Source organism: Micromonospora sp. NPDC047740, assembly GCF_043204735.1.
GTDB lineage: Bacteria > Actinomycetota > Actinomycetes > Mycobacteriales > Micromonosporaceae > Micromonospora.
On record NZ_JBIDCT010000019.1, the window covers coordinates 1 to 18211 of the forward strand.

The following is an 18211-nucleotide window of genomic DNA, read 5'->3' on the forward strand; positions in this document are numbered from 1 at the left end:
CGGACATCGGCGCCCGGCATGCGGCTGAGCACCTCGTACGGACCGACCGCGTCGAGGGCGGTGGTGCCGGGGTACAGCAGGATCGCGATCTGCATTGCCACGCTCCCGGACATCGAAGCTCCACGAGGTGGAACCGTATTCGCCGCGCACCCTGCGGGGACAGGTGCGGCGGCCGTCATGTCCGGGATCCTGGGAAACGTGTCCCGCCGGACCCGTTCACGCGCTCCTACGATGGCTCTGTGCAGGAGCGGCGTGTGGTCGTCGTCGGCTATGACGGCATCGAGTTGGTGGACGTTGCGAGCGTCACCAGCTGTCTTGCCATGGCCAACCGGCTCGGCGCGTCGCCCGCGTACGCCGTGCGGTTCGCCACGCTGTGCGGCGGCGCGGTGCGGTGTGACTCCGGGCTGGAGCTGTCGAGCCAAGTGGCGCTGCAGGACGTGAGCCGCACGCACACCTTCGTCGTCTCCGGCGGTCTAGGGCACGCCGTGGCCGCCGCGGACCGCGGCCTGCTTGCCCAGGTCCAGCGGCCGGCCCGCAGCGCGAGCCGCGTGGCGTCTGCTGGGGCACCGGCCTGTTCCAACGCCGGCGGAGCGGTGACTCAGGCATCCGGGGCGTTCGACTGCCCATGACCAGCCCGTGGCGCCCGCACAGCGCCACGCCGTCAGCGGAACGTGCGCTCCATTGCTGCAGCGGCAAGGCTATACGTATCAGCGCATGCGCACTCCGTGTGCGCGTCGATGCGGGTCGTGAAGTTTGAGCTTCCCCTTTCGAACCCGAGCCCACTGCAGCGGAACCAGCAATCGGCGAACGCGGTTGCCTGGGCGCCAAGTTGTAGTTCGTCATGAACGACGATCATGGATTCGTGATCGACATTGGCCTCGAACACGCCACTTTCACACGAATCGTGATGGTTCTTCGAGTTTCGCGTGATCCCCGTCCCGTTGGGCGGGGATTTGCCGTGGCGGCGAGGCGCTTCCCTGCAGGTTGAGCGTGTAGATCGCGGTCTCGGCTTCGATGGCCCAGGTGTGCGGGCCGCACACCATGATCATGTTGCCGGTCCGTAGATAGGTGGCGGCTACCCGCTCTGTGACCAGCGGTGAAGCCGCTCTGAAGCCGCCTCCCGGCAGGCTCCCTGTCGCGCACGTAGGTGCGGCACGGTGAACGGTCGTGTGCGAGGGAGAGGGTCGCCGCACCCGTCGTCACGCGGACCGATCCGGCTTCGCCGCGCGCGAGTTCGCCGAGTCGGCGCAGGGCCAGGTCCAGCCCGACGATCCCCTCCCTTTGTCGCCGGCTCAGCCACCGCGACCTGGGCGTCCTCGTCCACCTCGGCGACCTGCCCGGCCGGTTCGCGTCCGACCGGCCATCAGGTGTCGAGGCGCTCGATGATCGTCGCGTTGGCGGTGCCGCCGACCTCGCACATGGTCTGCAGGCCATACCGGCCGCCGGTGCGTTCGAGCACGTGCAGCAGGGTGGTGGCGAGGCGGGCGCCGCTGGCCCCGAGTGGGTGGCCTAGGGCGATCGCCCCGCCGTCGGCGTTCACCTTGGCCGGGTCGGCACCGGTCTCCATGAGCCAGGCCAGCACCACCGACGAGAACGCCTCGTTGACCTCGAACGCGTCGATGTCGGCCAGGGTGAGGCTGGCCCGGGCGAGCACCTTGGCGGTGGGGGGGGATGATGCCGGTGAGCATGAGGATCGGGTCGTCTCCGACGACCTCGCAGTGTGAATCCGGGCCCGGGGACGCCAGCCGTGTCGCCGGGCGGTCTCGCTGGTGGTGAGCAGCAGCGCCGCCGACCCGTCGTTGAGCGGGCTGGAGTTGCCGGCGGTGACCTTCCAGTCGATCTCGCCGAAGCGGGTGGTCCAGTGTGCGGCGGCGAAGGCCGGTGGCAGCTCGGCGAGACGTTCCACCGTGGTGCCAGGCCGAATGGTTTCGTCCCTGGCGACCTCGACGCCAGGCAGCGGGACCACCTGGCTGTCGACCCTCGGCCAACCGCAGCTTCCCGCTCACCGACTCAACGACCCACCATCGATCGAGCAGAACCAACGCTCACAGCCGACCCGCGTCACCGGAATCCTCCCCGAGATGAGCACCGACAGACGCGCCGTGGTCTGTGAGAATCGAAGAAGACCCACACGACTAACCTACGATCACTGACGACCCATAATCAACTTGGTCAGCCTCGGGATCCATCCGGATTCAACGGTCTCGGCGAGATCGGCAATGCCGGCACCGCTGCGGCAATCGCCAACGCCGTGTGGCACGCCACCGGCACCCGCCACCGAACATTGCCGATCAGCCTCAGCCGTGTCGTCGAGCGCGCAGCGGCCCAGGACCGCCCCGAAGCCGTCAGTGTTGCGTGAAGTGTGGCCGTTCGTGGACTCCAAGCGGCGGGCGGGCCAGTCGGTCGTACTGGCCCGCCTGGTGGCCCGTAACGGTCACGGATCGAGGCCGCTGGGTCAACGATGGCGGTCGCCGCTGACGGCACCTGGCGAGGCTCCGTGTCCGGTGGTTGCGTGGAATCGATAGTCGTCGAAGCATCACGGTCGGTGTTGCACGGTGCGGCACCACACATACTGACGGTGTCGCCGGGCGAGCAGCAACTGCCCTGGGAAGAGCGGCCAGCCTGCACAGCGGCGCTGGAGGTGCTCATCGCACCCGCGCCACCCGCCCCGGTTCACGAGGCGATCACAGTAGCTCTGGCGGACGATCGGCCAGTGACCGTACGCGTCGGGCTGCGACCGCCGTATCGCTGGTCCATTACCCCGATAGCCGAGGACGTCATCGCTGACGATGCCTATTTCGACCAATTGCCGTCGCGTCGGCGACTTCTCCTCGTCGGGGCTACTGACCTGGCCGCCGTGATGGCAGACATGGCGCACCTGTTGGACTGGGCGGTAGTCGTGGTGGACCCTCGGCCTGACCATGTCGCAGCGGGTGCGATGCCGCCAACAGCTCGGGTAGAACGTGCATGGCCGGACATCTGGCTGGCTGAGCACCCGCTCGGACCTCAAGACGCTGTCGTGACACTCAGCCACGATCCGCGGATAGACGACCGGGCCATTCGCGCGGCGCTGGCGGGAGATGCGGGACATGTGGCTGCCCTGGGCAGCCGAGCCACTCATGCCCAGCGGATGGGACGGCTGGCAAGCCAGCCAGGCCTTGACCGACTTGTCGGGCCCGCGGGACTCGACCTCGGTGGTGCATCGCTCGCCGAAACGGCACTGTCCATCCTCGCCGAGACCGTCGCGGCAAAAACGGCCGCAGCGGCCGTCGGTTACGAGAAGGTAGGCTGCCGATCCGAGCCGCAGAGACCGCGACGGCTCATGGTTGACACCCGTCGAGCTGGCACACCGATTGCCCGGTCATCCAACGGCTGTCGTCCGAGGCGAGGAACCCCACCGTGTCGGCCGCAGGGCGCTACCGTCGGCGGCGCATCCACGCTCAGGAGACCTTCGCGAGCAGGCCGGTGACGGTCTCGGCTTCCGGGTGTTGCATCTCAGTCAGCAGCGCGAGCGCGTTACGCCAGACGTCCTGGGCGGCCTGTCGGTCTCCCGTGTCGGCGTGCACCCCGCCGAGCCGTACCAGTGTCTGCGCCTGCTGGTAGCGATCTCCCACCTGCTCGCGCAGCTCGGCTGCGCGTCGGTAGGCGGCCACCGCCAGGTCCGGTTGCGCGAGTGCGCTCCGGACGGAGCCGAGGGTGTCCCACGCCGCTGCCTCTCCCCGCCGGTTGCCCACCTCGGCGAGCAGGGCGATCGCCAGTTCGACGATGGGCACCGCGGCATCGTGGTCGCCCAACTGGGTGCGCTGTAGGGCGATCAAGTTCAGCGCCAGGCCTTCCCCGCTGTGATCACCCGCCGAGCGGTAGAGCTCCAGCGCCAGTTCGGCGTGGCGCAGCGCCAGTTCGGGTCGTCCCTGCCGTTCCTGCGCGAAGGACAGCCCGCGTTGCGCGATTGCCTGCCCCTCGACGTCACCCACCCGCTGGAACAGCGCGGTGGCCTCGACGAGGTGCGGCGTGGCTTCCTCAGCGGTGCCGGCGATCAGGGCGATCAGGCCGAGGCCACGGTGCGCCTGGGCCAGCGCGTACGGGTCGTCGAGTCGGCGAGCGGCCCGCATCGCGGTCTGCCACGTCCGCGTCCAGTCGGTCCAGTGGCCCCACCGTTCCAGGTACTGCTCCAGGCTCCAGGCCAGTTGCCAGGCCTGGCCGTCTGAACCGCCGGTGTGGGCGGCGTCGAGGGCGGCGAGCAGCGTCGGCCGTTCCGCGGTGAGCCAGGCGACGGCGCTGGCCTCGTCCGGGAACTCCCGCGCCGTCACCCCGGGCGCCGGGGTGGGCAGGCGCAGCGGTGGCCGGGTTGGGCTGATCCGCCGGTCCGCCGCGTACGCCGAGTGTAGGTAGTGGTCGATCATCCGGCCGAGTGCCGCCTGACGGTCCGCCGGTGACCCGACGGTGAGGCACAGCTCGGTGGCGTATGCGCGCAGCAGGTCGTGGAAGGCGTAGCGGCCGCAGGCGGGCTCGGCGACCAGGTGGGCGCCGGTGAGGTCGTTCAGCAGGGGCCGTACCTCCTCGGCCGGTACGCCGGCCAGGCTGGCGGCGGCCTCGACGCTGGCCGGTGGGCTTGGGTGCAGGGCGAGCAGCCGGAACAGTCGTGCTGCGGCCGGCTCCAGCGTCGCGTAGGACCAGGAGAAGACCGACCGCACGTCGACGGCCGCCTCGGAACCGGTGAACGCCGCGAGGCCGCCGGTGGCACGACGCAGCTCCTCGGCGATCGCGGCGAGCGGAAACTGGCGATGGGTGGCGGCGCGGGCGGCGACGATGGCCAGCGCCAGTGGCAGCCGCGCGCACCGCTCGATGAGCTCGTCGACGGCCGCGGGCTCTGCGGCGACCCGGGCCGCACCAAGCCGGCGGGCCAGCACCTGGCGGGCGTCGTCGTGGTCCGGCAGGTCGAGTAGCGTGGGGCGGGCACCGTGCGTGGCGACCAGGCCGGGTAGCTGGCTGCGGCTGGTGACGATCACCAGGCTGCCGGCTGAGCCGGGCAGCAGCGGTCGTACCTGATCGGTGTCCCGGGCGTTGTCCAGCAGCACCAGCATCCGCCGCCCGGCGAGCCGGCTGCGGTAGAGGGCAGCCTGGGCTTCCACTCCATCGGGTACCTGGCGGGACGGCACGCCCAGCGCTTCGAGGAATCCCCGCAGCACATCCTCGGTCCGGGCGGCGCCGGCCGGGTCGAAGCCGCGCAGGTTGGCGAAGAGTTGGCCGTCCGGGCACAGCGGGGCGACCCGATGCGCGCAGTGCACCGCCAGGGTGGTCTTGCCGATCCCCGCCATGCCGGTGACGACGCTGACCAGCGGCGCCGCGGCCTGCGCCGCCGACGTCAGCCGGTCGACCACCTCGGCAACCTCGTGGTGGCGGCCGCTGAACACGGGCAGGTCCGCCGGGAGTTGCGCCGGTACCGGCGGTGTTCCGGTGGTGGGCGCGAGCGGTGCCGCCTGGTCGGTTTGACCGGCTGCCGGGTCGCCGCCGGTGCCGGGCAGATGACCGTGGAGCAGACCGCTGGGACGGCGCTGCCGGGAGAGCGTGGCAGGCTGACGGCGGCGGCCCGCCCGGGCGGCGGCGGTCAACGCCGATCGGCTCTCCGGGTCGAGCCGTAACGCGTCGGCGATCGCCGTCACGGTGCGGGCCTGGGGCCCCTGGCTGACGCCTCGCTCCATGTCGCTGATCGCGCGGTCGCTCACTCCGGAGCGTGCGGCGAGCTGCTCCAACGTCAGGTCGGCGTCGAGGCGCAGCCTCCGCAACAGCGGCCCGAAGGCCATTCCCTCCGGCATCGGGCCCTCCCGCGACGGTATCGCCGGTTCATTCTGGCACGCTGCGCGCGGCCGATGACCGGTACGGCGACCTGGTGCGACATCGCTCACCTGCGCACGCAGAAGACCACTTCTGCGTGTCTTCTTCGTGGTTTCCCCCCGGCCAGGCCGGTTGGCTGGAGGCGGCGGCGAAGACGGCGGGGCGGGACCCGCCGTGCTGGCAGCCACCCGCGTTCCCCTCTCACCAGCAGGAGCAGCACATGCCCTACGTCACCGTCGGCCAGGAGAACAGCGGCGACATCGAGATCTACTACGAGGACCATGGAACCGGACAGCCGGTTGTCCTGATCCACGGCTACCCGCTCAACGGGGCGTCCTGGGAGAAGCAGTCCCGGGAACTGCTCGCCTCCGGATACCGCGTGATCACCTACGACCGGCGGGGCTTCGGCAAGTCCAGCCAGCCGACCACCGGCTACGACTACGACACCTTTACCGCTGACCTGAACACCCTGCTCGAGCACCTGGACCTGCGCGACGTCGTGCTGGTCGGGTTCTCCATGGGCAGCGGTGAGGTGACCCGCTACCTCGGTACCTACGGCTCCCAGCGGGTTCGCAAGGCGGTGCTCATGGGAGCTATCCCGCCGTTCCTGCTCAAGACCGACGACAACCCCGACGGCGTCGACAAGCAGGTGTTCGAGGACATCAAGGCGGCGGTGATCGCCGACCGGCCGGCGTACTTCAAGAACTTCCTCGACAACTTCTACAACGTCGACGTCCTGGGCGGTTCCCGGATCAGCGACGAGGCGTGGCAGAACAGCTTCGTCGTCGCCCTTGGCGCCTCCACGTACGCCGCGCACGCCTGCGTCGACACCTGGCTGACCGACTTCCGCGGGGACCTGGGCAAGCTCGACGTGCCGACGCTGGTGATCCACGGTGACGCGGACCGGATCCTGCCGATCGAGGCGACCGCCAACCGGCTGCCTGGACTGATCTCCGATCTGCGCTACGAGGTGATCCCGGGCGGCCCCCACAACATCGCCTGGACCCACCCGGAGCTGGTGAACCGCTACCTGCTCGACTTCATCGCCTCATGAACCGGGCCAGCGCACCCACCGTGGTGCTCGTGCACGGGGCGTTCGCCGATGCGTCCAGCTTCGCCGAAGTGATCCCGCAGCTGCTCGCCGACGGGATCCCCGTGGTCGCACCCGCGGTGCCCAACCGCAGCCTCACCGGTGACGCGGCGTACGTCGCGTCGGTCGTGCGGAGCATCCCCGGACCGGTGCTGCTGGTCGGGCACTCCTACGGCGGCGCCGTCATCACGGTCGCCGGAGTCGAGGAGAACGTCGTCGGGCTGGTGTACCTGGCCGGCTACGCACTCGACGAGGGGGAGAGCCTCGCTGACCTGCAGGGCCGCTTCCCTGACTCCGGACTGGCGAGCGCGCTCGTCTACTCCCCGTACCCGACCACCGATGGCGGCGAGGGCACCGACGTCTCCGTTGACGTGACACGGTTCGCGGAGATCTTCGCCCACGACGTGGACCCGGACCGGGCCGCCGTGCTCGCGGTGTCCCAACGTCCGCTGGCGGCGGCGGCGTTCACCGAGGTCGCGCCCGTTGCCGCCTGGAAGGACGTGCCCAGCTGGGGCGTCGTCGCCAGCGCCGACCACACCATCAACCCCGAGGTGGAGAGGTTCGGCTACCACCGGGCGGAGATGCCCACGACAGAGATCAACTCATCGCACCTGGTGATGCTGTCGCATCCGAAGGACGTCACCGCGGTGATCCGCGAGGCGATCCTGCGAACCACCGCCTGACCTGACACCGTGCGGCAACGGCCGGCCCGGCAACGGTGCCGACCGGCCGACCCGCCGCATCACCCCATCCCTCCACCTGACAGGAGAAAAGCCATGGCCGTGATCGACGGAATCCTGAACTCGGCGGACCGCAAGGTCACCGGTGAGGCGCTGCAACAGACGCTGGCCGATCTGATCAATCTGGGTCTGCTCGCCAAGCAGGCGCACTGGAACCTCACCGGCCCGCACTTCCGCAGCCTGCACCTGCAGCTCGACGAACTCGCCGACCTCGCCCGCCGGTCCGCCGACGAGGTGGCCGAGCGGGCCGTCGCCGTCGGCTTCAACCCGGACGGCCGCGCCGCCACGGTGGCCGACCAGTCGGCGCTGCCCACCCTCGAGCACGGAGACATCGAGGAGGGCACCGCAGTCGAGATCATGATCGACGCCCTGTTCGCCCTGATCCGCACACTGCGCCAGGCGGTGACCGAAACCGCTGCCGCCGACCCGATCTCACAGGACCTGCTGATCGGAATCACCGCCGCCGTCGAGCAGCAGCACTGGCTGTTCCGCGCCCAACGCTGAACCCAGCTGCCGCCCGATCCGAAAGAGGCCGACATGAGTACGTTGCTCACCCCGCGCACCGACATCCGCCGCGCCGGCGACCGATTCAAGACCGACATCGCCTGGCTGGACAGCAAGCACTCGTTCTCCTTCGGCCGGCACTACGACCCGACCAACACCCACCACGGGCTGCTCCTGGTCAACAACGACGACATCGTCCGCCCGGGCACGGGGTTCGAGACCCATCCGCACCAGGACATGGAGATCGTCACCTGGGTGCTGCGGGGCTCGCTGGTGCACCAGGACTCGACGGGCCACAGCGGGGTCATCTACCCGGGCCTGGCCCAGCGGATGAGCGCCGGCCGCGGCATCCTGCACAGCGAGAAGAACGACGCCTACCGGCTGGAGACCGACCGGCCCCACGAGGACGTGCACTTCGTTCAGATGTGGGTCGTCCCCGACGAGTCAGGCATCACGCCCGGCTACGAGCAACTAGAGATCGGCGACGAGTTGCTCTCGGGCCGCCTCCTCACGGTGGCCTCAGGAATGGACCAGCACGACGGGTCGGCCGCGATCCGGATCAGGAACCGGTACGCCGCGCTGCACGCCGCTCGACTACAGCCCGGGCAGAGCGTCCAACTGCCCGACGCACCCTTCCTGCACCTGTTCGTGCCCCGCGGCACGGTGCGGCTGGAAGGTTCCGGGCCCCTGGCCACCGGAGACGCCGTGCGCATCACCGCCACCGGCGGGCAGCTTGTCACCGCCGTGGACCCTGCGGAGATCCTCATCTGGGAGATGCACGCCTCCCTCTCCGACGAGAGCTGACGACCGCGGTGTTCCCACCGCCCCGCTGAATGGACGAAAACCAGGCTCCGGCAGCTCGCCGACGAAACGCCCGACCCGCGACCAAGGAGACCAGCACGTGGATGTCAGCATCACCGACGTACCCGAGCGTCGACGGTACGAGGCCAGAGTCGACGGCCAACTCGCGGCGATCGCCGAGTACCTGCCAGCCGACGACACCGTCGTCTTCACCCACACCCAGGCCTTCGACGGATACGAGGGCAAGGGCGTGGCGAGCGCGCTGATCCGCAGCGCGCTCGACAACGTACGCCGCAAACAGCTCTCCGTGCTTCCGGTATGCCCGTTCGTCGCGCAGTTCGTCCACCGGCACCCGGAAGACTACGCGGATCTGATCCAGGTCCCGTCAGCCGGACGGTCGACGCCGCAGGCAGACTCCACCTGACCCGGTCGACGCCGCCAACAGCGGCTCCGGCACCCCGCCGCGCAGCGATCGGGTCGAACCGCCTCGACTTCATCAGGTGTGCACCAGGGTCTCCGGCAACTAACGGACGGTAACAATGCCGACGCCGTTATCGCATTGGACGCCGCGAAGGTGTTTCCGGCGCCGTCCCGGGCCTTGACAGCAAACGTGTATGAGGGTGCTCGGCGACAGCCCGGCCGGGTAGCCGTCAGCGGGAACCTTGCCGGTAATCTCGCAGATCCCAACGGCGAGGCTTCATGAAGACGCGAGATTGCGCCCGTGTGGCCAGCGGATCGGGAAGGATGCCGACGATGGCCAGAATGGTGCACGGCACGGAGGAGTCCGGATGACCGAGTTGTTCCCGCCGATCCCGCTGTCCGCCTGGGCAGACTCGAAGGAAACCGTCCACCGGTTCACACAGATCGTCGGCAAGATCCGGCTGAACCAGGCACCGCCCCGTAACCACTGGTGGCACGTGCCGTTCCATCTCACCGGCCGCGGCATCACGTCCCGGCCCATGGGCCGGGACCTGGTGTTCGCCATCGACTTCGACTTCGTCGACCACCGGCTGGCCATCAACACCCTGGCCGGCCAGACGGCCTCCTTCCCGCTGCCCGGCCTGTCCGTCGCCGCGTTCCACGAGCGACTGTTCACCGCGCTGTCGCACCTCGACATCCGCGCCCACATCCAGGCCACGCCCTACCATCTGCCCGACAGCATCCCATTCGCCGAGGACACCACGCACGCCGCGTACGACCCGTACTGGGTCAACCGGTACTGGCAGGTACTCAGCCAGGTGGGGCTCGTGCTGGAGGAGTACGCCGCCCGGTGCAACGCCAAGACCAGCCCGGTGCACCACTTCTGGCACACCTTCGACATCGCGGTCACCCGCTTCTCCGGCCGGCAGGTGCCGCAGCCGGACACCGTCGACCCGGTGACCCGGGAGGCGTACTCACACGAGGTGATCAGCGCCGGCTTCTGGTTCGGCGACAAGAACATCCCCGAACCGGCCTTCTACTCCTACACCGCGCCCGAGCCCGACGGCCTCACCGAGGAACCGCTGCAACCCGCGCGGGCCCGCTGGGTCGAAAACCGGGGCGCACACCTCGCGCTGCTGACCTACGACGACGCCCGCGCCACCACCGACCCGCGCGCGACGGTCCTCGCCTTCCTGGAGAGCGCCTACCAGGCCGGCGCTCACCACGCCGGCTGGGATACCAGCAAACTGCGCACCCAGTACGCACCCTGACCGCCGGCACCGATGTGACCGGTGTCCGTCGGCGCCGCCCGCCCGCCAAGGTCATCGACCGGGGACAGCACATAGTTGCGCTTGCTGGCTCGCGGCTTTCTGACCCCCATCGGTGCGCCTCTCCGCAGTGGCGATCAGCGCTTGGACGCGGGTGAAGGTCTCGTCATTTGACCAAGGGTCCGTGTGCCAGGGGACCCGAGTAGATCCATTCCTCGGCCGGGTTCCACCGCATCTTTGTCTCGTGCCCGAGAGACCCCGAAAAGACCCCTCGCGGCGAATCAGCAGCTATCGGTCCGGGAGGTTAAACGAAAAGCTCAGGCGTTGGGCTGCCGGCCTGCTTCGCTGAGCAGTCGGTCGCCGAGTTCGGTTCGCGAGTAGAGCACCTGTCGGCCTGCCCGGCGTGAGGTGAGCAGCCCGGCGGCGCGCAGCGCTTGGAGGTGCACGCTGAGCGTCGGGGCGGAGAGCGCCATCTGGGTGGCGGCCTGGCTGGTCGACATCGGTAGATCGAGCTGGGCCAGTAGGGCGGCCCGGGTCTGTCCGAGGACGTCGGCGAGCGCCGGGCCGGTCTGCTCGGGGTGCTTTTCCCACAGCCGGCCGAGGCCGCGCGGGGAGTAGGAGATGCTGGGGGATGCTGGCTGCGCGGTCCGCACCAGGACGTCCGGCCAGGCGAAGGCGCACGGCACGAGGAGCAGGCCGCGCCCGCCGCAGTCGGCGTGGCCCTCGTAGTATTTGACGATCTTCAGCGTCTGGTCGGCGAACGTGACCGACGGGTGCAGGCCGCTCATCATCCGGTCGACGCCGCCGTCGGCCAGGGCATCGAGTCGGTAGGCGATGTCGTGGTTGAGTAATGCGTCGATCCGTGGCCAGTCCGGGGCGATCGCGATCCGGTGGTACGCCTCGAGCGCCTCGGTGATCGGGCTGATGCCCGCATCGGGCCGGTGCAGCAGCCCCTGGAGCAGGGCTCGCCGCCCTTCCCCGCCGGGTCCGTGCTGGGCGACCCGGTGGGCCGCCAGGTGCGCCAACTCCTGCGCCACGATCTCCGGATCGGCGTCGGTCACCTGCGCGAGCGCGTCCGCGAAGGTCGAGGACCGGCGAGCCGGCGGCGGCACCAGGAAGTCGGGGATGTAGCCCTGCGGACGCACCAGCGCCCGCAGCAGGTCCAGGTCGCGCTTGCGTAGCCGGCCCGCTCGCTCAGCGAACCGATCGATCCAGGGACGGTGCAGGTGCCGCCCCTGTCTGCCGGCGGCCAGCGTGCGCAGGCTGGCGATGGTCTCCATGAGGGGCGAGGTGGCGAAGCGTACGCTGGCCAGGTCGGCTGCCGTGATGTGCAGGTGGATCACGCGGCTGCCCCTTCCGATTAGGCCTGAGCCTAATCGTGGCCGTGCGGGTGACGCCATCGAAGACTGGACCCATCCACTCGAACCACGGTTAGGACATCGAAGATGCGCACGCTGATCTACACCGCCTTCGTCTCGCTGGACGGCGTCGTCGACTCTCCGGGCGGCGGCAGCCGCTCCGAGGCCCACCGCAGCGGCGGCTGGACCTACAAGGACATCGAGTTCCTGCCGGAGGCGTACGAGCTCAAGGGCCGGGAGACCGAGGAGGCCACCGCGCTGATGTTCGGCCGCACCAGCTACGAGGTGTTCTCGCCGGTGTGGCCGGACATGGAGGACTTCGCCGCCCTCAAGGAACTGCCGAAGTACGTCGTCTCGACCACCCTCGGCGAGAACGCCCTCGTCGACAACTGGGGCGACATCACGATCCTGCGCTCCCTCGACGACGTCGCGAAGGTCAAGGAGACCGACGGCGGCCCGATCATCATCCACGGCAGCGCCACCCTCGCCCGCAACCTCTCCGACGCCGGCCTGATCGACCGCTACCACCTGCTGGTCTTCCCGGTGCTGCTCGGGGCCGGCAAGCGGATGTTCAGCAACACCGACAAGGAGAAGCAGATGCTGAAGGTGGTCGAGTCCGAGACGTACGCCAACGGCATCACCAAGCTCGTCTACGACGTCATCCACTGAGGTGGCCGCCATGAACCGCGCATCGATGACAGAGGCACTGCCCGCAGCGTACGAACGGCTGCATGCGTACGGGCCTGAGTTCGGCGGCGACGAGGAGGGTAACCACGGGATGACCAACCACGGCCCGATGGCCGTGGAGGTCATGGTCCGGCGAGGGCTCGACATCGACGTCGAGGGCTGGCTCGACCGCTACGTACGCCGACTGGCGGAGCTGCCCAGCATGAACGGGGCCATTCAACCCGGCGAGTGGGGCATGGCGCTGGGCCAGGCGCGACGGCTGCCCGACTGGACCGCGTACTTCCGGCACGAGCTGACCGAGCGCCCGTGGCCGGAGGTGCTCGTCGAGTGGTGGCCGCGGCTGCTGCCAGGGATCGTGGCCGGTTCGACCCACGGCGTGATCCGGGTCAGTCACGCGGTGCGTACACTGCGCGGCACCACTCGCGCCCCGGCCCACCAGACCCTCGACGAGCTGGCCCACGGGCTGGCGTTCTGGGCGGCGCGTTACCGCGAGCTCGCCGGGGTGGTCGCCCCGGAGGGCACCCGCACACCGCAACAGGCCCTGCCAGCGGTCACCCGGCTCACGGACCAGAGCGGCTTCATCGCCCACCGGCTCGACCGGCTCGAGCACAGCCCCGGCTGGACCGAGAGCCTACGCGCGCTGGAACCCGCCGCATCCGCCGACGAGGTCCCGGCACGGCTGGAGTCGCTCGTCGACAGCGCCGCTAAGGCATACCTCGGGCTCGGCCACGGCTCGCCGGTCCTGCTGGTCCACGCCGCTACCGCGCCCAACGCCGTGCGGCACGTGCTCCCGGTCCTTCCGACCGAGCAGTGGCTGCCGAGCCTGACGGCGGCGTGGGCGGCCGTGGTGGCGCTCGTCGCGATGTACGCCCCGGCCCAGCCGGCCCCGTTCGCGGAGATCGTCCGGCGCTATCCCGAGCTGACCCGCGAGGACGCGCTCCAGCGGGCAGCCGAGCACGGCGACGAGCACGTCCTGAAGTTCGCCGACACGGCCGCCGAGTCGTACGACCGCACCGGCAACCCCGAGCTGCTCGCCGCGACCCTGCACGCCGGCGAGCTGATCGACCGTCCCTAACGGGTCGATCATCTCCCTTTTAACGGCGAATGAAGCCTCGATACCGGTCACCGGTCAGCTCCTTTCCCTGTTGTATTGACGCTCGGATAGTCGCGGTAGGTCGACCTCCACGAAGCCCCAGAGCCGCTCGATGAGCTGCTCCACAACCGGCTGCCCCTCGGTGGTCTCGGTCGTCATTTGGCGTCTCTCCCTTGAGAGGTCGATGAGCCGTTAGGCGTACACACCCCCATTACCTGCTACCGGAAATCCCGACACACTCCACATGAGACCTGATCCATGAATACGTTCGCCATAGTGTTAATCATGATGTTCCGCCGCTGAAGTCACCGGCGGCCATCTGAGACGTATCCCTCCAGCTTGAGAGGACGCTGATGTCCAGGACAGATCAAAACACCTGGCAAGATCCGGACGAACTCGCTCGCCGGGTGCAGGACGGAAGTCTCACTCGACGCACCCTGCTAAAGGTGTTCGGTGTGTCGGCGGTGTCGGTCGGACTCGCCTCGACCACGGGAACGGCAGGCGCGGCATCTCGCCGCTACGACTACGTCATCGTGGGAGCGGGCTCGGCCGGGTGCACGCTGGCCGCGCGACTGCTGGCGGACTCCAGGGCGAGTGTGCTGCTGATCGAGGCCGGTGGCACGAACGACCTGCCGGACGTCCGGGACTTCACGAAGTCGGGCACGCTCACCTGGCCGGGATCGAGGCTCATCTGGCCATACCAGTCGGTGCCGCAGCAGGAGCTGCTGAACCAGCCGCAGTCGTTCGTGTGCGGGAAGCTCGAGGGCGGCAGCAGTTCGGTGAACGGGATGGTGTGGGTTCGGGGCAATCCGGCTGACTACGACAGCTGGGCCGCCCAGGGCGCCCTCGGCTGGGACTACGCGAGCGTGCGACCGTCGCTGGATGCGCTGACCGGACCCATCAGGCCGTCGAGTGAGCTGACGCAGCGCAACCTGCTTTCCCAAGCCTGGGTGAACGCGGCCGTCGACGTCGGCTACAGGTTCAACCCCGACTACAACGGCGCCACCCAGTTCGGTGTCGCTTACACGCAGCTCAACGTGGTGGACAAGATTCGCCAGGATGCGTTCACCTCGTTCCTGATCCCGTACCTCACCGACCCGCGCCTGACGATCATGACGGATGCGGAGGTTGCGCGGCTGACGTTCGATCGCCGGAAAGCGATCGACGGTGTCGTCATCAACGCGGGGGGTCGCCAGTTCACGGTCCGGGCCGACCGGGAGGTCATCGTCAGCACGGGCACGGTCAACACCCCTCGCCTGCTTCAGCTGTCCGGCATCGGTGCGGCGTGCGATCTGAAACCACTCGGCATCCCGGTTGTCGCCGACGTGCCCGGCGTCGGAGCCAACCTGCACGACCACCTGATCTCCGTGGCGTTGAAAACGCTCCGCGCACCCGAGCCCGCGTCGCACCTTACCGCGATGGACGTCAACGTCTTCACCGGCAGGGGACGAGTGCCAGGGACGCCCGCGTACCAGTTCCAGGTCTATTACACACGCGACGGGTATCCGCCCTATCCCGGAAACTCGACATCGATCGGGGTGATAAACCTGCACCCGACCAGCCGAGGGTATGTCAAGCTGCGGTCGGCCGATCCCGCCGTCCCGCCGATCATCCAGCCGAATTTCCTGCGGACCAGGGAAGATCTCGAGACGCAGCTCGAGGGCTACAAGCTGGCCCTTGAACTGATCAACTCAAAGAGACTGCGCGACTGGGTGACCGACGACGCCGGCGCCATCCCCGGCCGGGATGTCCGCACCAGGAAGGAGCTGATCCAAGCGGTGCGTACCTACTCCCAGGCCGATTTCCACCCGGTGGGCACCTGCCGGATGGGCACCGACGCGCACGCCGTCGTGGATCCCCAGCTGCGCGTGCGCGGCGTCACCGGCCTGCGGCTGGCCAGCGCCGCGATCATGCCCAGCATCACGTCGGGCAACACCAACGCCCCGTCGATGATGATCGGCGACCGTTGCGGCCGGCTCATTCTGGGCCGCGCCTGACGCCACGATTCAAGATTCACGTGTAGGACCCGAGCGGGCAGCTTCTCGAAGCCGCCCGCTCGGCCTTCGGACAGGCGTCGTGCGACTGGTCTCGACCGGCAACTCGTTGCGCGACTCATCAGCGAGACCGGCCTGTACAGCCCTGCCGCCGTGGCTGCCCTCCATCTCGCCGCGCTCGGGCCGACCACCATCGGCGCCGTCCACGACGCCACGCATCATGGACCCAGCACTTGCCACTTGGTTGTGCTCGTGGTCGTCCATGCGGCACTCGGCGCCCTCGCCTCCCAGCCGCTATCGCGGGCCGATCCAGGCCAGCCCGCGCTGCCCGCTCGCCTCGCATCTGCTCTACCACGAGATCCGGAAATACGTGTGTATTACACCGAGTCGGCCACCGCAGGGCCGTGAGCTGCGGGTCGTGTACCAATGATCGTCATTCTGGCCCTCGAGGACGCACGTTCGATCAACTGGCGGTGTGGGGTGATGCGAGCCAGTCGGCGTGCACCGCGGCCGGCGGGCTCATTCGCAGCGGTCTTCGGCGCCTCGTCCGTATGGCTCGCAGCAGTCGGCGCGGTGCCGGTAGACCCGTAGATCGCGGCCGTTCCGGTGGCCGTGCTCGGTGGTGATCTCGTACAGGCAGGCCTGCCACACGACGGTTTCCCCGCGGCCGGGCACCACCTGGCCGTTACCGGGCCCGCCGCGTAGTAGCACGTCCACGCTCCGACGGTACGTGCTTGGCGAAGGCGTGGCGCGGCGTACGAGACTCTGCCGTCGGACCCGGATGGGCGCGTGGGAGGGCGCGGTCCCCGCAACTGTTCGCTGCGGGGACCGGTCATCGCTGGCCTGCGGCCGGGGCTGCTCCACCGGCACGCGGCCGTGACCAGCAGCGGAGCGGTGACCTCGCCGACCGGATCAGGTTCGCCTTCGGCGCTCGTCGCTCGCCAGCCCGGAATCGCTTGCTGTGGGAAATCTTCGCCGCTGTGGAAACGCCCTGATCATGACCGAATGTGCTAACACCCTCCGCGACCAGTCGGTTGTCGCCGCGTATGTCGAACGGGCCCCAAGAGCGAGCGCTGCCTGGACCCCATCATCAGGCCGTCCGAGCGCTGCCTCCTTCGAGGTGACAGCGGTGGTAGGTAGCCCGATCGTCCGCGCAGATTGGTCCGACGTGCTTGTACAGGGGGAGCGCATCCTCCTTCGTTGGATGGTCCGGCGATGGCGATGCTGTGACCACTGCGGCATTCGTTGTCGCGGATCTCCACCCGAGGCGAGCCGATTCCCTCCCACCATGACGTAGGGGGCGGAGATGAGCGGGGCTCATGGGCAGGGCTCGAGGTGAGTTCCGGCCGAGAGCGGGCGGGTGCGGCGGAACCGGTACTACGTCGACCGGTTGCGCCGATGCTCGCCACACCGGTTGATGCGGTGCCGGAGGGTCGGGGTCTGGTGCACGAGCCGAAGTGGGATGGGTGGCGGGCGATCGCTTTCCGCGAGGTGGATGGGGTGTATGTGCAGTCGCGGGCCGGCCGGAATCTGACGACCTACTTCCCGGACATCACCCGGGCGATCCGGGCGGCCATCCCGCCCGGTGTGGTGCTCGACGGTGAGCTGATCGTGTGGGAGCGCGGCCGGACCAACTTCGCGCAGCTGCAGCGACGTGTCACGGCCGGCCGCGATGTGCTGCGCGTGGCGCGCGAGTGCCCTGCCCATTACGTGCTGTTCGATCTGCTCGCCGACGTCGGCGGCCGGGTGCTCCTGAACCTGCCACTGGCGCAGCGGCGGGCCCGGCTGGAGCGGCTGCTCGCCGGCGCCCCGGCGCAGCTCACCGTGACCCCGCAGACAGCCGACATGCGGGAGGTGTCGGACTGGCTGCTGAACTGGACCGTCGCCGTGGGGATCGAGGGCGTGGTCAGCAAACGCCTGGCCGGCCGGTACGAGCCCGGCCGCCGCGGCTGGTCGAAGTTCCGTACCCGCATCGTCACGGAGGCCATCGTCGGCGGGGTTACCGGCAGCATCAGCAGACCGGAGACCCTGCTGCTCGGCCGACTCGACCGGCGGAAACGGCTGCGCTACACCGGCCGCTCCCACCCCTTGACCACCGATCAGCGGACGGCGCTGGCCGAACAGCTCTCACCGCCACGCATGCCGCGCCGCGGCGCGGTCGCACACCCGTGGCCGAATCCACTGCCGGCATCCTGGTCCGGCCAGTTGGACCGGCCAGAGCCGCTGCCGTACGTGCAGGTGGAACCCAGCGTGGTAGCGGAGATCGACGCCGACGTGGCGTTCGAACACGGACGATGGCGCCACCGCGTGCGCTACGCGCGGGCCCGACCGGACCTGTCGGTCTATGACGTGCCGCTGCTGCTCGGCGAGCAGGAAGGCTACTTCGGCGACCCGGGGTGAGCATCCGCGGGCCTGCAGTGA

General features: G+C 69.2%; 19 protein-coding genes. 12 read left to right on the forward strand and 7 right to left on the reverse strand.

Going from position 1 to position 18211, the window contains the following annotated elements:
• Nucleotides 1-239 precede the first annotated feature (239 nt).
• Nucleotides 240-629 (forward strand): hypothetical protein, encoded by a 390-nt coding sequence (locus ACGF4F_RS29090; protein WP_393082119.1) that lies wholly within the window; start codon nucleotides 240-242, stop codon nucleotides 627-629.
• Between the two features lie 32 nt (nucleotides 630-661).
• Here the strand turns inward: ACGF4F_RS29090 and ACGF4F_RS29095 are convergent, their stop codons facing one another.
• From ACGF4F_RS29095 to ACGF4F_RS29105, 3 genes are all read right to left on the reverse strand, one after another.
• Nucleotides 662-886, reverse strand: a complete 225-nt coding sequence (locus ACGF4F_RS29095) for a hypothetical protein (RefSeq protein WP_393082122.1) — start codon at nucleotides 884-886, stop codon at nucleotides 662-664.
• Nucleotides 887-893: 7 nt separating this feature from the next.
• Complete coding sequence (locus ACGF4F_RS29100) at nucleotides 894-1049, reverse strand: hypothetical protein (RefSeq protein ID WP_393082125.1); 156 nt, start codon at nucleotides 1047-1049, stop codon at nucleotides 894-896.
• Nucleotides 1050-1363: 314 nt separating this feature from the next.
• A complete protein-coding gene (locus ACGF4F_RS29105; RefSeq protein ID WP_393082128.1) occupies nucleotides 1364-1966 on the reverse strand; it encodes a hypothetical protein in 603 nt (200 codons plus the stop codon).
• A 474-nt stretch (nucleotides 1967-2440) separates the two neighbouring features.
• On the opposite strand from ACGF4F_RS29105, the gene ACGF4F_RS29110 reads away from it, so the two are divergent.
• Entirely contained in the window at nucleotides 2441-3469 is a 1029-nt protein-coding gene (locus ACGF4F_RS29110) for an XdhC family protein (RefSeq protein WP_393082445.1), read from the forward strand.
• Here ACGF4F_RS29110 and ACGF4F_RS29115 read toward each other — a convergent pair.
• Nucleotides 3441-5816 carry an ATP-binding protein gene (locus ACGF4F_RS29115; protein ID WP_393082131.1) on the reverse strand — a complete coding sequence of 792 codons (2376 nt, stop codon included), beginning with the start codon at nucleotides 5814-5816 and terminating at the stop codon, nucleotides 3441-3443. The two genes, ACGF4F_RS29110 and ACGF4F_RS29115, sit on opposite strands and share 29 nt — an antisense overlap.
• A gap of 239 nt (nucleotides 5817-6055) precedes the next feature.
• Here ACGF4F_RS29115 and ACGF4F_RS29120 point away from each other — a divergent pair, with 239 nt between their 5' ends.
• From ACGF4F_RS29120 to ACGF4F_RS29145, 6 genes are all read left to right on the forward strand, one after another.
• A complete protein-coding gene (locus ACGF4F_RS29120) occupies nucleotides 6056-6889 on the forward strand; it encodes an alpha/beta fold hydrolase (RefSeq protein WP_393082134.1) in 834 nt (277 codons plus the stop codon).
• Entirely contained in the window at nucleotides 6886-7608 is a 723-nt protein-coding gene (locus ACGF4F_RS29125) for an alpha/beta fold hydrolase (RefSeq protein ID WP_393082137.1), read from the forward strand. Before ACGF4F_RS29120 ends, ACGF4F_RS29125 begins: the two co-directional genes overlap by 4 nt.
• Before the next feature lie 93 nt (nucleotides 7609-7701).
• Nucleotides 7702-8169, forward strand: coding sequence for a Dps family protein (locus ACGF4F_RS29130; protein WP_393082140.1), 468 nt, complete (start codon nucleotides 7702-7704; stop codon nucleotides 8167-8169).
• A 33-nt stretch (nucleotides 8170-8202) separates the two neighbouring features.
• The gene (locus tag ACGF4F_RS29135; RefSeq protein WP_393082142.1) at nucleotides 8203-8973 is read left to right on the forward strand and encodes a pirin family protein; all 771 of its coding nucleotides are present in this window, start codon (nucleotides 8203-8205) and stop codon (nucleotides 8971-8973) included.
• 97 nt (nucleotides 8974-9070) lie between these two features.
• Nucleotides 9071-9394: a GNAT family N-acetyltransferase gene (locus ACGF4F_RS29140; protein ID WP_393082145.1), complete on the forward strand. Its 324-nt coding sequence runs from the start codon at nucleotides 9071-9073 to the stop codon at nucleotides 9392-9394.
• A gap of 364 nt (nucleotides 9395-9758) precedes the next feature.
• Complete coding sequence (locus ACGF4F_RS29145) at nucleotides 9759-10661, forward strand: DUF5996 family protein (protein WP_393082148.1); 903 nt, start codon at nucleotides 9759-9761, stop codon at nucleotides 10659-10661.
• 314 nt (nucleotides 10662-10975) lie between these two features.
• Here the strand turns inward: ACGF4F_RS29145 and ACGF4F_RS29150 are convergent, their stop codons facing one another.
• Nucleotides 10976-12001 (reverse strand): DUF5937 family protein, encoded by a 1026-nt coding sequence (locus tag ACGF4F_RS29150; protein WP_393082150.1) that lies wholly within the window; start codon nucleotides 11999-12001, stop codon nucleotides 10976-10978.
• 102 nt (nucleotides 12002-12103) lie between these two features.
• On the opposite strand from ACGF4F_RS29150, the gene ACGF4F_RS29155 reads away from it, so the two are divergent.
• Together ACGF4F_RS29155 and ACGF4F_RS29160 are read left to right on the forward strand one after the other, a co-directional pair.
• Nucleotides 12104-12685: a dihydrofolate reductase family protein gene (locus tag ACGF4F_RS29155; protein WP_357447830.1), complete on the forward strand. Its 582-nt coding sequence runs from the start codon at nucleotides 12104-12106 to the stop codon at nucleotides 12683-12685.
• Nucleotides 12686-12695: 10 nt separating this feature from the next.
• Nucleotides 12696-13778, forward strand: coding sequence for a questin oxidase family protein (locus tag ACGF4F_RS29160; RefSeq protein WP_393082154.1), 1083 nt, complete (start codon nucleotides 12696-12698; stop codon nucleotides 13776-13778).
• Between the two features lie 54 nt (nucleotides 13779-13832).
• Here the strand turns inward: ACGF4F_RS29160 and ACGF4F_RS29165 are convergent, their stop codons facing one another.
• Nucleotides 13833-13955 carry a hypothetical protein gene (locus tag ACGF4F_RS29165; RefSeq protein ID WP_393082157.1) on the reverse strand — a complete coding sequence of 41 codons (123 nt, stop codon included), beginning with the start codon at nucleotides 13953-13955 and terminating at the stop codon, nucleotides 13833-13835.
• Nucleotides 13956-14242: 287 nt separating this feature from the next.
• On the opposite strand from ACGF4F_RS29165, the gene ACGF4F_RS29170 reads away from it, so the two are divergent.
• On the forward strand, nucleotides 14243-15793 hold the full coding sequence (locus ACGF4F_RS29170; RefSeq protein ID WP_393082160.1) for a GMC family oxidoreductase: 1551 nt from the start codon (nucleotides 14243-14245) through the stop codon (nucleotides 15791-15793).
• Between the two features lie 516 nt (nucleotides 15794-16309).
• On the opposite strand, the gene ACGF4F_RS29175 is transcribed toward ACGF4F_RS29170, so the two are convergent.
• The gene (locus tag ACGF4F_RS29175; protein ID WP_393082163.1) at nucleotides 16310-16507 is read right to left on the reverse strand and encodes a hypothetical protein; all 198 of its coding nucleotides are present in this window, start codon (nucleotides 16505-16507) and stop codon (nucleotides 16310-16312) included.
• 681 nt (nucleotides 16508-17188) lie between these two features.
• Between ACGF4F_RS29175 and ACGF4F_RS29180 the strand changes: the two genes are divergently transcribed.
• Entirely contained in the window at nucleotides 17189-18190 is a 1002-nt protein-coding gene (locus ACGF4F_RS29180) for an ATP-dependent DNA ligase (protein WP_393082165.1), read from the forward strand.
• Nucleotides 18191-18211: the final 21 nt, after the last annotated feature.